This is a genomic window from Spirulina subsalsa PCC 9445 (assembly GCF_000314005.1).
Classification (GTDB): domain Bacteria; phylum Cyanobacteriota; class Cyanobacteriia; order Cyanobacteriales; family Spirulinaceae; genus Spirulina_A; species Spirulina_A subsalsa.
This window is the reverse complement of the sequence record NZ_JH980292.1, coordinates 2,594,040-2,607,902: the sequence shown is the minus strand read 5'-3', so window position 1 is coordinate 2,607,902 and position 13,863 is coordinate 2,594,040. Positions and strand designations below refer to the sequence as shown.

Sequence of the window (13,863 nt, the reverse complement as noted above, 5' to 3'; positions counted from 1 at the left end):
AAATAAACTTTTATGACTGTTGATAATTTCCTAGATATTTATACCCTCAGTTTAAATAAACAAGGTGAGGAGTTGTGTGGGGATAAGGTTAAGTTTATTAAGGCGGAGACGAAAACAACGGTTGTTATTTCTGATGGGTTGGGGAGTGGGGTAAAGGCGAATATTTTGGCGACGCTGACGACGGAAATTCTGTCTACGATGTTAAATGCAGATGTGCCGTTGGAGGAGGTCTTAAAAACGATTATCGCCACATTGCCGATTTGTCAGGTGCGGAAAATTGCCTATTCGACGTTTACGATTATTCAAATTGATAACGAAACGAATCATTTTAAGGTGATTAATTTTGATAATCCGCCCTGCTTTTACTTCCGCAAGGGGAAAGTTCATCGGTTGGATTTAAAGACAGAGTTAATTTTAGATCGGAAAATTAAGGTAGGGGAGGGGTATTTAGAACGGGGGGATTTTTTAGGGGCAATTAGTGATGGGGTGTTGTATGCAGGGATGGGGGTTGAGTTAAATTTTGGTTGGGGCTGGGACAATATTTCTAAACATATTGAGTCGGTTTTTTTGAAGGATGGGAATACTTCTCAACGGATTGTTCAGAATGTAATTAAGGAAACCCATAAGTTGTATCATGACAAGATTGGGGATGATGCAACCTTTGTGGGGGTTTATGTTCGCCAACGGAATCCGGTCATGATTTTTACGGGGCCGCCGTTGGATAATAAACGGGATGGGGAATATGTGCGCCGTTTGTTGGATTTTGAGGGGCGTAAGGTGATTTGTGGGGGGACGACGGGGAATATTGTCGCGACTTATTTGGGCGATCGCATTGAAATGGATATTAGCACTATGCGCAAGGAACTGCCCCCCATTGGGCTGTTAAAGGGGGTGGATTTGGTGACGGAGGGGATTCTTACCATTTCTAAGGCGACGGAGTATATTAAAGCCTGTAATTGTGACTTAACTCGTCTGCCTTCGGATACCAATGGGGCCTATTTGTTAGCGCGGGAGATTTTACAGGCCGATTCGATCTTGTTTTTAGTGGGTCAGAAAATTAACGAATTCTATCAAAACCCCCTGCTGCCGAAAAATATTTCTATCCGACGCAGCTTAATTGAAGATTTAGTTAAATTTTTACGCGATCGCCAAAAAGAAGTTGACATTGAGTATTGTTAACCCCCATTCACCCAGAATGCAATCACCCCCTCCCTGTTCTACCCTGATTATCGGCTACGGAAACACCCTGCGCAGTGACGACGGGGCCGGGCAGAAAATCGCCGAAACCGTGGAAAGTTGGGGACTGGAGGGCGTTTCCAGTTTAGCCGTCCACCAACTCACCCCGGAATTAGCGGCCGAGATGGCCCAATCCCGACAGGTGATTTTTGTCGATGTGTACCCCAACACCGGGGACTCTAACGGGGTACAAGTGACCCCTATTAACCCCAAAAATAGTCACTCTCCCCTCGGCCATGCCAGTAATCCCCAGTCCTTACTGGCCTTGTGTCAAGTGCTGTATCGAGTCACTCCGGCCAGTTATTGGGTGTTGATTCCGGCGGAAAACTTCGAGTTTGGGGAGAGTTTTTCCCCCCTGACGACCCAGAATATTCCTCGGGCCTTAGAAGAGATTCAAATGCTGTTGAGTCGCGTTGAAGATTATGCACGAAGTTAGTTTAATGGAACAAACCTTAGCGATCGCCTTCGATCATGCCCAACAGCAAAACGCCCAACGTATTCATCGCCTAAAAATGCGCATCGGGGCGGTGTCTGGAGTCGTCCCCGAGGCCTTAAGTTTTGCCTTTGATGTCGTGGCCTCCGGTACCATTGCCGAGGGTGCCACCCTAGAAATTGAAAACGTCCCCGTCACCTGTTTTTGTCCCGACTGTGACCTGTTCTTCAATCCCCCCGACTTAATTTATGAATGCCCCCACTGTGGCAGCTATATCCAAAAACCCCTAGCGGGACAAGAAATAGAACTTACATCCTTGGAGGTATCCTAACTATGTGTGGAACTTGCGGTTGTCACGACCACCCCGAAATCGGCATTCACGTTCACGAACACCCCCACCACCATCATGATCATGACCACCCCCATCATCATCATGATCACGAACACCCCCAAAACACCCCCACCAAAACCGTCGATGTAGCCCAGGCCGTTTTGAGTAAAAATGATCGCCTTGCGGAACGGAATCGAGGGTATTTTCTGGCGAAAAACCTCTGGGTGTTGAACCTTTTATCGGCTCCGGGATCCGGGAAAACCACCCTGTTAGAACGCACCATCACCGACTTACAGGGGAAAATAGCCACGGGGGTAGTCGTGGGGGACTTAGAAACCGATAACGACGCTCAACGATTGCGCGATCGCGGCATTCCCTCGGTCCAAATCACCACCGGGACCCTTTGCCACCTCGAAGCTGACATGGTACTCCATGCCGCCCAACACCTAGACCTTGATCATCTAGATGTCCTCGTCATTGAAAACGTCGGTAATCTCGTTTGTCCCGCCGCTTACGACCTAGGGGAAAATTGGCGCGTAGCCCTCCTTTCCACCACCGAAGGCGAAGATAAACCCCTAAAATATCCCACCCTCTTTAAATCCGCCGATGTGGTGATTATTAACAAAATCGACATCGCCGAAGTCGTGGGTTTTGACCAAGAAAAAGCCCTCAATAACATCCGTCGCATCGCCCCCCAAGCCCAAATCTTCGCCCTCTCCGCCCGCACTGGGGAAGGAATGGAACAATGGTATGAGGCCCTGTGCCGAAAAGTTCAGGCCTTGTCTCCCGTGGGCTAAGTCTATCTGAAAATGACCAGTCCTTGCTCCGTCAAACTTAGGATTTGACGGAGTTTTTTTGATCTCATACCAAATTAAATAGACTTGAGGGCAAAAGCCGGAATTTCCCCTGTTCCCTGTTCCCCGTTCCCCAAACCTTCTCCTACTGCACACAACTCAAGTTAAATTGATCTCAATAGTCAACGCGCCAAAATATACTTCAAAATATACATCCTCTTGTCAGACTTGAAAAAAAGCACTGTTAATCAACGGTTTTTTTTATCAACTGTCAGATGTCAAGGAAATTCCAACCATGAATCCCGTCAAACTCATGATTATTGATGCAGATCAGCACAATCTGCATAAACTTCAAGCCCTTTTAATCCAAATAGGCTATCAAGCTGTATACCTCGTCAATATTGAAGAAGATACTCTAGAACAAATTCTTCAGTATAGTCCTGATTTGCTATTAGTTGGAAAATCCTTCATCTTGTCTGGTCACAATCAAATCTTGATCTTGACCTTAGCCCAAGACTACCACGTTCCCATTCTTTTTATCACTGATTCTGTTGACCAAACCACCTTACATCATACCACCGGAATTAACCCAGTCGGTTATTTAAGTCCTCCGTTTGCAAAAAATCAAATCTATCCCATTATTGAAATTGCTTTAGCGCGCTCACAAGCTCAACTAGAAGTTCGCAAATCTTTAGCCAAGGAACAAGAACTTAATGAGCTAAAATCTCGCTTGATTTCCATGATTTCTCATCATTTTCGTACCCCTTTATCTACCATTGTTTTTTCTGCTGGATTACTTAATAGCTATGGAAATCAATGGTCTGAGGATAAACTAAAAGTTCATCTCAACAGAATTCAATCTGGGGCAAAATCGTTAACAGATTTGTTAGATAAAATTTTAGTTTTCAGTAAAGCAGAATCTCGGGAAATCCCTTTGCAGATTAAATCCATTAATATTAATCAGTTTTGCTTAGACTTACAAGAAGAAATAAAAATACTTTATCCGCTAATCAATCTTAACTTAACCCTAGCTCCCCCGACAAAAAATGTTTATCTTGATCCGAAAATAATTAAGCAAATTTTGCTTTATATTTTAGCAAACTCGATTCAATACTCCCACCCTGAAACCCCGATTTATCTCGCGGCAAAACAAACCCAAAATCAGATCATTTTTAACGTTACTGATCACGGAATTGGGATTCCATCTGAAGATAAAAACCAAATTTTTGACCTTTTCTATCGAGGGAGTAATGTAGGAAGTATTCCAGGAACGGGCTTAGGCTTATCCATTGCTCAACAATTGTTAGAACTGCATCAAGGCAGTATATTTTTACAAAGTGAACTAAATGTCGGCACCACTGTTACACTCTGTTTTGCTAAAAATGAGTTGTCTCCAATGACCTGTCACTGCAATCAGTTTAGACCAGAACAAGCCACGATTTAACCGTTTATTCTATGGGATAAAATGACCACTATTTTAGTGATTGAAGATGAAGAACCGATCCGTGCGAATATTATCGAATTGTTAGAAGCAGAAGATTTTCAAGTTCTGGGGGCAGATAGCGGAGTGCAAGGATTAGCCTTAGCACAAACTTATTTACCCGACTTAATTCTCTGTGATATTATGATCCCGGAGTTAGACGGTTATGAAGTCTTGCAACAATTGCGTCAAAATTCCGCCACGGCTACCATTCCTCTAATTTTTTTAACCGCCTTATCCGATCAAAGAGATACTCGTCGGGGGATGGAATTGGGGGCTGATGATTATTTAACGAAACCTTGCACTCCTGATGCTTTACTCAGAGCCATTGCCTCTCGTTTGACCAGAAAGGCACTGTTTGAACAACAAACGGCAGCGAAACTCAATGAATTACGCACCAATATTAACCACTCTTTACCCCATGAACTGCGCACGCCTTTGAATACTATTTTGGGCTTTGCTGAATTATTAATGGCAGATTTGGAAGAGTTACCAGTATCGGAAATTCAGGAGATTGTGGAGCAGATTCACCGATCCGGCTTATTATTATATCGATTAATCCAAAATTTCTTACTTTATGCCGAATTAGAACTCATCTCCATCCAGCCTGAACAGATTGCCTCTTTACAAAATAGTCGCACAGAACAGACGGAAATTTATCTAGAAGAAATTGCCACACAGGAAGCGAAAAAAGCGGGACGAGAAGGAGATTTACAACTAGAAATTATAGCAAGTTCTGCTCAAGTTTCTGTAAATCATTTTAAAATAATATTGACAGAAATCATCAACAATGCTTTTAAATTTTCCGAGGCTCAAACCTCTGTGCAGGTAAAGAGTCAGAGGGAGGAACAATTTTTAACGATTACGGTGAGTAATTATGGGCGGGGTTTAACGGTGGAACAGATCCAAAGTATTGGGGGGTATATGCAGTTTGAGCGGAAATTATATGAACAATCGGGGTCGGGTTTAGGTTTGGCGATCGCACAGCGCCTCGTGGAGTTGTACGGGGGAAGTTTTAGTGTGGAGAGTATCCCGGAACAGATCACGACCCTACGGATTCTCTTACCCGTTTAAAGTGCTAAGGTAGAGCGTGAATCCCTACCTTGTCCGAATTACTGTGAAGGTTTTTAGAACATTAGCCCCAGAAACTCAACGGAATCTCTTCTTTCTTTTTTTGACCGGATTATGCTTCTGGACCAGTTTAACCGCCCTCTTGCCCACCCTACCCCTGTATATTGAATTTGCTGGGGCGACTCAGCAACAGGTGGGCTTAGTGATGGGGAGTTTTGCCATTGGGTTGTTATTCTCTCGGGGTCTGTTGGGACAGTGGGCGGACCAACGGAGTCGTAAACTGGTGGTACAGGTGGGAACCTTAGCCGTTGCGATCGCCCCCTTTGGCTATGCCATGTTTACCAGTCTCCCCCTATTTGTTGCAATTCGGGCATTTCACGGTATCAGTGTAGCCGGACTTACCACCGGATATAGTGCCTTAGTCGTTGATTTATCCCCCCCCGAAAAACGGGGCGAAATCATCGGTTATATGAGTTTAGGTGTTCCCCTCGGGATGGCACTTGGCCCGGCCTTGGGGGGCTATTTAGCCGAAATTTTTGGCTATGGATTTTTGTTCCTACTCTGCGGACTGTTGGGGATTTTAGCCTTCCTTTGTGCGGGTCAAGTGCGGGAAGCATCGCGCTACAAAGTCCCCTTATTCCCTCAAACCCCTACCCCTGCCGTCTCTCCCTCCCGTCGTCTCGCGAAAGCACTCCTAGGGGTGCGCTGGTCTTTAGTGAAAAGCCCTCCTCTACGCATTCCAGCGATTATTTTACTCTTCGTGGGGCTAGTCTTTGGGGGGCTAACGGCGTTCATCCCGGCTTATATTCGGGATAGTAATGTGGGCTTAAATGCAGGGTTATTTTACACGGCCGTTGCGATCGCCAGTTTTGTCATTCGTTTAGTCGCCGGACGGGCATCCGACCGCTTGGGTCGCGGCTTTTTCATCACCTGTAGTCTTTGTTGTTACGTCTTAGCCATGATGATCCTAGCCCTTGCCCAATACAACTGGCAATTCTTACTGGCAGGTCTAGCCCAAGGCGCTGGAGGAGGGACACTCCTCCCCATGATGACAGCCTTAGTTGCCGATCGGTCTAAAGTCAATGAACGGGGTCAATCCTACGCCTTCTGTGTGGGAGGATTTGATGTAGGAATTGCCCTCGGTGCGCCCCTTGCCGGACTCTTAATGACCGTGGTTAACTATCGGGGTCTATTCACCCTCTCCGCAGGATTCCTAACCCTTGCCCTCTGGATTTTTATTACCCTATCGAGCAAGGATCTTGAACATTCCATGCGTTTTGCTTTTGGTCGGGGAGCAGATGCCTATTCCTTAATCGGCAAACAGTAATCTACCGTTATTCTTATTCAGGAATAATTTCCTCTGGGACTTCCTCCACTCCTTCAGGAGTAGGTTCTACTTCCTCTTCAGATGGGGTTTCTTCTTCAATAACAGGTTCTACAGGCAGAGATTCCGCTTCAATTGCCGGGGTTTCTATCACAGGAGGAGTTACAGGTTGACGACGGAAGCGCTCAAAGAGTCCCTTTTTCTCAATGGGAGTCTCAACAGGTGCCGGGGGAATAATTTCCTCTGGGACTTCCTCCACGACTTCAGGAGTAGGTTCTACTTCCTCTTCAGATGGGGTTTCCTCTTCTACCACAGGTTCTACAGGAACAGATTCCGCTTCAATTGCCGGGGTTTCTACCACAGGAGGGGTTACAGGTTGACGACGGAAGCGCTCAAAGAGTCCCTTTTTCTCCGTGGGAGTCTCAACAGGTGCCGGGGGAATAATTTCCTCTGGGACTTCCTCCACGACTTCAGGAGTCGGTTCTATTTCCTCCTCAGACGTGGTTTCCTCTTCTACCACAGGTTCTACAGGAACAGATTCCGCTTCAATTGCCGGGGTTTCTACCACAGGAGGGGTTACAGGTTGACGACGGAAGCGCTCAAAGAGTCCCTTTTTCTCCGCTTGAGTCTCAACAGGTGCCGGGGGAATAATTTCCTCTGGCACGTCTTCCACGACTTCAGGAGTCGGTTCTATTTCCTCCTCAGACGCGGTTTCCTCTTCTACCACAGGTTCTACAGGAACAGATTCCGCTTCAATTGCCGGGGTTTCTACCACAGGAGGGGTTACAGGTTGACGACGGAAGCGCTCAAAGAGTCCCTTTTTCTCCGTGGGAGTCTCAACAGGTGCCGGGGGACTAATTTCCTCTGCCACGTCTTCCACGACTTCAGGAGTCGGTTCTATTTCCTCTTCAGCCGTGATTTCCTCTTCAATAACAGGTTCTACAGGAACAGTTTCCACTTCAATTTCCGGGGTTTCCTCCACAGCTTCGGGGGGTACTTCCTCTACTAGAGGTTCTTCCAGCGTCGGTTCTTCAATAATAGGACGATAATTCGGATCCACAATAGCCTTAGCCGCATCAAGACTTAATTCCCCTTTCACTAACTGCGCTAGAGTGTTGCTGCCTTTGGGTTGATAGTCCACTAACCGTACAGTCTGGTTAAAGGCATTTTCAATCGGGATGCCTTGGTCATCAATTAATTCCAGTTTGACCCAGTTCACACCGGGTTTAAACCCCTTGAGATAAATGGGTTGCCAGTCTTCAAGAATAAAGCTTTGTCCGTTGGCCGTGACTTTAACCCGCCAGTCGTTGATGTTGTCTTGGGGGTTTTTCCGAGCGAGGAAGCGTAGGGGAGCATTCGTTAAGTAAAAGTCAAGCAGAATGGGTTCTGCGTTGTAGACTCCTTGGGGACTGTTATAGGTCAGGAGGGGTTGATTCGCTTGGGGGGTGTTGTCTTGACTGGGGGTGAAAATATTAAAAGTGGTTTGAGCATAGGCCCCTTCGTTTTTAAAGCTTTCTTGCCAAGGACGATTGGCAAACACCCGCAACGTATGGGTACCCGGTTCCAAGTCCTCAAACGTGATGGGTTGACTCAGATCATATATATCTTGGCTGCTGTGATTGTCGAGAGTGAGGCTCACATGAGGGCCTAAGCCAAGGGTTTCATCCTTAAATAGAGGCAGGTCTTCAACTTGGAGTTTGACCTTTAGGGTAGTGCTGTTTACCGTTTCGTTGGGTTGAGGACTCAGGATAGTCACTTGGGGTTGATATTGCTGCAAGGTTTGGTTGAGTTGGCGCAGTAATACCGGAGGGGCCGCTTCGGCGAGGGAGCCAATTTCTTGGGGATTAGTTTTGCCATTTTTGGCCTCAATGCGATCGCCACATCCCCCTAAACTGGCTAAGGCCAAAAACAATGTAACGATTAACAGGCTAGATTTAATAATTCTTAACATACTCCTCCAGTAGTTGCCACTCAACACAAAATTCGGCTTGTCACCATGACACATCTATCTATAGATAGATTAATTTTATTTCTTGAACAACAGGAAAAAACCCTTTCCTAGGCTTCGTTTAACCCTTGAGACTGTGCCGAGAAAACCTTGATCACCCACTATGGCTGAATCCTGACGTTCTGATTATCCCTCATAATCGGCGGCTTCTCAACCTGAAAGCTATTGTTGCATTTTGTTAAGAGAGGGTCATTAATTCTTGACTTTTTACCCAAAAACTTAGAATTTTGCCATTCATTTCCCAGAGAACTGAGATAAATTTAAATATTGTTAACACCTCTCAACAAGAAGAAACCTAAGACTTATCATCTACTACTAAGTGTTCGCACACCGACTGACCAAAGTTCAGACCTCCCCGGAGGACTCCTCTGAACCGAGGACAAAGCAGAAAAGCCGTGAATCTATTTTTCACACATCTTTTCTAAACCTGATATAAATTTAGAGATCCCTTACGGGAAAACCCTTAATTGCAATTGTTGTCTAGGGAGGAGAACCCTCATGACAAGCAGCCCTCCAAAAGAGGCGAAAGTCAAAGTAGCAGTCGATAAAGACCCTGTACCCACTTCCTTTGAGAAGTGGGGAAAACCCGGTCATTTTGACCGGACGCTGGCCAAAGGACCCAAAACCACCACTTGGATTTGGAACCTACACGCCGACGCTCACGACTTCGATAGTCAAACGAGCGATTTAGAAGACATTTCGCGCAAAATTTTTAGCGCCCACTTTGGACACCTAGCCGTAGTATTTGTTTGGTTGAGCGGGATGTACTTCCACGGTGCTCGCTTCTCGAACTACGTTGCTTGGCTGAAAGATCCCCTGAACATTAAACCTAGTGCGCAGGTGGTTTGGCCAATTGTGGGTCAAGACATCTTAAATGCTGATGTTGGTGGCGGTTTCCACGGGATTCAGATTACTTCTGGGTTCTTCTATCTGTGGAGAGCCTCTGGAATCACCAACGAGTTTGAGCTTTACTGCACCGCAATCGGTGGTTTAGTGATGGCTGGTCTGTGTTTATTCGCAGGTTGGTTCCACTATCACAAACGCGCTCCCAAGTTGGAATGGTTCCAGAATGTGGAATCCATGATGAACCACCACTTGGCTGTATTGCTGGGTTGCGGCTCTCTCGGTTGGGCAGGACACCAGATTCACGTTTCCATGCCGATTAACAAGTTGCTGGATGCTGGGGTAGCACCGGAAGACATTCCCTTACCTCATGAATTCATCCTCAACTCCAAGTTAATGGCGGAATTGTATCCCAGTTTCGCTGAAGGGTTGAAGCCCTTCTTCACCCTGAACTGGGGCGTGTATTCTGACTTCCTAACCTTCAAAGGTGGGTTAAACCCGGTGACTGGCGGCTTGTGGTTATCTGACCAAGCCCACCATCACTTAGCGATCGCCGTTCTGTTCATCATCGCTGGTCATATGTACCGCACCAACTGGGGTATCGGTCACAGCATGAAAGAACTTCTAGAAGCCCACAAAGGCCCCTTCACAGGTCAAGGTCACAAAGGCCTCTATGAAATTCTGACCACCTCTTGGCACGCTCAGTTAGCCATCAACTTAGCGATGTTAGGTTCCTTAACCATCATCGTGGCTCAACATATGTACGCCATGCCTCCCTACCCCTACCAAGCCACCGACTACGCGACACAGATTTCTCTGTTCACGCATCATATGTGGATTGGCGGTTTCCTAATCGTAGGGGCCGGCGCTCATGGTGCCATCTTCATGGTTCGGGACTACGACCCGGCGAAAAACGTAGACAACCTGTTGGATCGCGTGTTACGTCATCGTGATGCCATCATCTCCCATCTCAACTGGGTTTGTATCTTCTTAGGCTTCCATAGCTTTGGTCTGTACGTTCACAACGACACCATGCGCGCTTTTGGTCGTCCTCAAGATATGTTCTCGGACACGGGCATTCAACTACAACCCATCTTTGCCCAATGGGTACAAAACATTCACACCATCGCCCCCGGTGGCACCGCTCCCAACGCCCTTGAGCCTGTGAGCTATGCCTTTGGTGGCAGTGTGATTGCCGTTGGCGGGAAAGTCGCCATGATGCCCATTACCTTGGGAACAGCCGACTTCTTGGTTCACCATATCCACGCCTTCACCATTCACGTTACCGCGTTGATTCTCCTCAAAGGAGTCCTCTACGCTCGTAGCTCCCGCTTGATTCCTGACAAAGCCGAACTAGGTTTCCGCTTCCCCTGTGACGGTCCCGGTCGTGGTGGTACCTGTCAGGTTTCTGGATGGGATCACGTCTTCCTCGGACTGTTCTGGATGTACAACTCCCTCTCCATCGTGATCTTCCACTTCAGTTGGAAAATGCAATCCGATGTTTGGGGAACCGTTGCACCCGATGGTACGGTGTCTCACATCACCGCCGGAAACTTTGCCCAAAGTTCCATTACCATTAACGGATGGTTACGTGACTTCCTGTGGGCGCAAGCCTCTCAAGTCATCACCTCCTATGGTTCTGCACTCTCTGCCTACGGCATCATGTTCCTAGCAGGTCACTTCATCTTTGCTTTCAGCTTGATGTTCCTGTTTAGCGGTCGTGGGTACTGGCAAGAACTGATTGAGTCCATTGTTTGGGCGCACAACAAACTGAAAGTCGCTCCCGCGATTCAGCCTCGTGCCTTAAGCATCATCCAAGGACGTGCAGTGGGTGTCGCTCACTACCTTCTCGGTGGTATCGTCACAACTTGGGCATTCTTCCTAGCGAGAATTATCTCCGTCGGTTAGAAGCCCCGGTGAAAACGGTAAAATCAAACGCAAATTCGGCTTTGATGACCCGTTTTTCCAACCTTACCACCACCGAAAGAAGACAATTCCCTTCGGTGGGGGTATATAAAGAAGTAAAAGATGAGCAGCATATTGCATCAGTCTCATTGGTCAGGTAGGAGAATTACCTCAAAAGGTTTATGGCAACTAAATTTCCCAAATTTAGCCAGGATCTCGCGCAAGACCCGACAACCCGTCGGATCTGGTATGGGATTGCCACCGCTCACGACTTTGAAAGTCATGATGGAATGACCGAGGAAAATCTATATCAAAAGATTTTTGCCTCTCACTTTGGTCACATCGCCATCATCTTTCTGTGGACATCTGGCACCCTATTCCACGTCGCCTGGCAAGGTAACTTTGAACAGTGGATTAAAGATCCGCTAAACGTCCGTCCCATCGCTCACGCCATTTGGGACCCTCAATTCGGACAAGGCGCCGTTGATGCCTTTACTCAAGCAGGAGCCGCTAACCCGGTTGATATCTGCTACTCCGGCGTGTACCACTGGTTCTACACCATTGGGATGACCAACAACCAAGACCTCTACCAAGGGTCTATCTTCCTGCTCATTCTGGCATCGTTAATGCTGTTCGCAGGTTGGCTGCACCTCCAGCCCAAATTCCGTCCTAGTTTGCAATGGTTTAAGTTAGCGGAACACCGCCTTAACCACCACTTGGCTGGGTTATTTGGGGTGAGTTCCTTGGCTTGGACGGGTCACTTGGTTCACGTTGCTATCCCGGAGTCCCGTGGGGTTCATGTGGGTTGGGATAACTTCCTCTCTGTGAAGCCTCACCCGGCTGGGTTAATGCCGTTCTTCACTGGGAACTGGGGCGTTTACGCTCAGAACCCTGATACGGCTAGCCATGTCTTTGGGACTTCTCAAGGGGCAGGGACTGCCATCTTAACCTTCTTAGGTGGCTTCCACCCTCAAACCGAGTCCCTGTGGTTAACGGACATTGCTCACCACCACTTGGCGATCGCGGTTCTCTTTATTGTTGCGGGTCATATGTACCGGACGAACTTCGGTATTGGTCACAGCATTAAAGAAATGTGTGATGCTAAAGAGTTCTTTGGCAAAAAAGTGCAAGGGCCCTTCAATATGCCCCACCAAGGCATTTATGAAACCTACAACAACTCCCTGCACTTCCAATTAGGATGGCACTTGGCTTGCTTAGGGGTGATCACCTCTCTGGTTGCCCAGCATATGTACTCCCTGCCTTCCTACGTCTTCATTGCCAAAGACTACACCACCCAGGCTGCTCTGTTCACTCACCACGAGTACATCGCAGGCTTCCTGATGGTTGGGGCATTTGCTCACGGCGCGATCTTCTTAGTGCGGGATTATGATCCTGAACAAAACAAAGGAAATGTTCTGGATCGGGTGCTGCAACACAAAGAAGCGATCATTTCTCACTTAAGCTGGGTTTCCCTCTTCCTCGGTTTCCACACCTTGGGACTTTATGTTCACAACGACGTAGTGGTTGCCTTCGGGACTCCTGAAAAGCAAATCTTAATCGAACCCGTCTTTGCTCAGTTCATCCAAGCCTCTCACGGTAAAGTGCTGTATGGCATGGATCTACTGCTCTCTGACCCCAACAGCATTGCTACCACCGCTTGGCCCAATCATGGCGCGGTGTGGCTGCCCGGTTGGTTAGATGCCATCAACAGTGGCGCGAACTCTCTGTTCTTAACCATTGGACCTGGGGACTTCTTGGTTCACCATGCGATCGCCCTGGGTCTGCACACCACCACCTTAATCTTGGTGAAAGGCGCTTTGGATGCTCGTGGCTCCAAATTAATGCCCGACAAAAAAGATTTCGGTTACTCCTTCCCCTGTGACGGCCCCGGTCGTGGCGGTACTTGCGACATCTCCGCTTGGGATGCCTTCTACCTCGCCATGTTCTGGATGCTGAACACCTTGGGCTGGTTAACCTTCTACTGGCACTGGAAACACCTCGGTGTTTGGACCGGTAACGTTGCTCAGTTCAACGAAAACTCCACCTACTTAATGGGTTGGTTCCGCGATTACCTCTGGGCGAACTCTGCTCAATTAATCAACGGTTATAACCCCTACGGTGTGAATAACCTCTCGGTTTGGGCTTGGATGTTCCTCTTCGGACACCTGGTTTGGGCGACGGGTTTCATGTTCCTGATCTCTTGGCGTGGTTACTGGCAAGAGTTAATCGAGACGATTGTTTGGGCGCACGAGCGCACTCCTCTGGCTAACTTAGTTCGCTGGAAAGACAAGCCCGTTGCTCTCTCTATCGTTCAAGCTCGTTTAGTGGGTCTGGCTCACTTCACGGTGGGTTACATCTTTACTTACGCAGCGTTCTTGATTGCTTCGACGGCTGGTAAGTTCGGCTAAAGTATCGACGAACTAAAGCGAAAAATCCCC

The 13,863-nt window shown here is 47.5% G+C and carries 10 protein-coding genes; 9 read left to right on the top strand and 1 reads right to left on the bottom strand.

Annotated features, from left to right (window positions below; all coding sequences use genetic code 11):
* The first annotated feature begins 12 nt into the window (after positions 1 to 12).
* The 7 genes from SPI9445_RS0112005 to SPI9445_RS0111975 all read left to right on the top strand — a co-directional run bounded on the left by SPI9445_RS0112005 (position 13) and on the right by SPI9445_RS0111975 (position 6,672).
* Entirely contained in the window at positions 13 to 1,179 is a 1,167-nt protein-coding gene (locus tag SPI9445_RS0112005) for a SpoIIE family protein phosphatase (protein WP_017304995.1), read from the top strand.
* A 16-nt stretch (positions 1,180 to 1,195) separates the two neighbouring features.
* On the top strand, positions 1,196 to 1,672 hold the full coding sequence (locus SPI9445_RS0112000; protein ID WP_017304994.1) for a hydrogenase maturation protease: 477 nt from the start codon (positions 1,196 to 1,198) through the stop codon (positions 1,670 to 1,672).
* The gene (gene hypA, locus SPI9445_RS0111995) at positions 1,659 to 2,000 is read left to right on the top strand and encodes a hydrogenase maturation nickel metallochaperone HypA (protein WP_017304993.1); all 342 of its coding nucleotides are present in this window, start codon (positions 1,659 to 1,661) and stop codon (positions 1,998 to 2,000) included. Before SPI9445_RS0112000 ends, hypA begins: the two co-directional genes overlap by 14 nt.
* Before the next feature lie 2 nt (positions 2,001 to 2,002).
* The gene (hypB, locus tag SPI9445_RS0111990) at positions 2,003 to 2,797 is read left to right on the top strand and encodes a hydrogenase nickel incorporation protein HypB (RefSeq protein WP_017304992.1); all 795 of its coding nucleotides are present in this window, start codon (positions 2,003 to 2,005) and stop codon (positions 2,795 to 2,797) included.
* Between the two features lie 292 nt (positions 2,798 to 3,089).
* On the top strand, positions 3,090 to 4,238 hold the full coding sequence (locus SPI9445_RS0111985) for a hybrid sensor histidine kinase/response regulator (RefSeq protein WP_017304991.1): 1,149 nt from the start codon (positions 3,090 to 3,092) through the stop codon (positions 4,236 to 4,238).
* 21 nt (positions 4,239 to 4,259) lie between these two features.
* Positions 4,260 to 5,348 carry a hybrid sensor histidine kinase/response regulator gene (locus SPI9445_RS0111980; protein WP_017304990.1) on the top strand — a complete coding sequence of 363 codons (1,089 nt, stop codon included), beginning with the start codon at positions 4,260 to 4,262 and terminating at the stop codon, positions 5,346 to 5,348.
* Between the two features lie 43 nt (positions 5,349 to 5,391).
* Positions 5,392 to 6,672, top strand: a complete 1,281-nt coding sequence (locus SPI9445_RS0111975; RefSeq protein WP_026079735.1) for an MFS transporter — start codon at positions 5,392 to 5,394, stop codon at positions 6,670 to 6,672.
* A 13-nt stretch (positions 6,673 to 6,685) separates the two neighbouring features.
* On the opposite strand, the gene SPI9445_RS25310 is transcribed toward SPI9445_RS0111975, so the two are convergent.
* Positions 6,686 to 8,620 carry a hypothetical protein gene (locus SPI9445_RS25310; protein WP_017304988.1) on the bottom strand — a complete coding sequence of 645 codons (1,935 nt, stop codon included), beginning with the start codon at positions 8,618 to 8,620 and terminating at the stop codon, positions 6,686 to 6,688.
* A 555-nt stretch (positions 8,621 to 9,175) separates the two neighbouring features.
* Here SPI9445_RS25310 and psaA point away from each other — a divergent pair.
* Together psaA and psaB are read left to right on the top strand one after the other, a co-directional pair.
* Positions 9,176 to 11,428, top strand: coding sequence for a photosystem I core protein PsaA (psaA, locus tag SPI9445_RS0111965; RefSeq protein ID WP_017304987.1), 2,253 nt, complete (start codon positions 9,176 to 9,178; stop codon positions 11,426 to 11,428).
* A gap of 179 nt (positions 11,429 to 11,607) precedes the next feature.
* Positions 11,608 to 13,833, top strand: a complete 2,226-nt coding sequence (psaB, locus tag SPI9445_RS0111960; RefSeq protein WP_017304986.1) for a photosystem I core protein PsaB — start codon at positions 11,608 to 11,610, stop codon at positions 13,831 to 13,833.
* The last annotated feature ends 30 nt before the right edge of the window (positions 13,834 to 13,863 follow it).

Excerpts from the sequence above, each read along its gene's own strand:
- SPI9445_RS0112000 (WP_017304994.1), top strand. The coding sequence starts at position 1,196 with ATGCAATCACCCCCTCCCTGTTCTACCCTGATTATCGGCTACGGAAAC.
- psaA (WP_017304987.1), top strand. The coding sequence starts at position 9,176 with ATGACAAGCAGCCCTCCAAAAGAGGCGAAAGTCAAAGTAGCAGTCGAT.
- hypB (WP_017304992.1), top strand. The coding sequence starts at position 2,003 with ATGTGTGGAACTTGCGGTTGTCACGACCACCCCGAAATCGGCATTCAC.
- psaB (WP_017304986.1), top strand. The coding sequence starts at position 11,608 with ATGGCAACTAAATTTCCCAAATTTAGCCAGGATCTCGCGCAAGACCCG.
- hypA (WP_017304993.1), top strand. The coding sequence starts at position 1,659 with ATGCACGAAGTTAGTTTAATGGAACAAACCTTAGCGATCGCCTTCGAT.
- SPI9445_RS25310 (WP_017304988.1), bottom strand. The coding sequence starts at position 8,620 with ATGTTAAGAATTATTAAATCTAGCCTGTTAATCGTTACATTGTTTTTG.
- SPI9445_RS0111980 (WP_017304990.1), top strand. The coding sequence starts at position 4,260 with ATGACCACTATTTTAGTGATTGAAGATGAAGAACCGATCCGTGCGAAT.
- SPI9445_RS0111985 (WP_017304991.1), top strand. The coding sequence starts at position 3,090 with ATGAATCCCGTCAAACTCATGATTATTGATGCAGATCAGCACAATCTG.
- SPI9445_RS0112005 (WP_017304995.1), top strand. The coding sequence starts at position 13 with ATGACTGTTGATAATTTCCTAGATATTTATACCCTCAGTTTAAATAAA.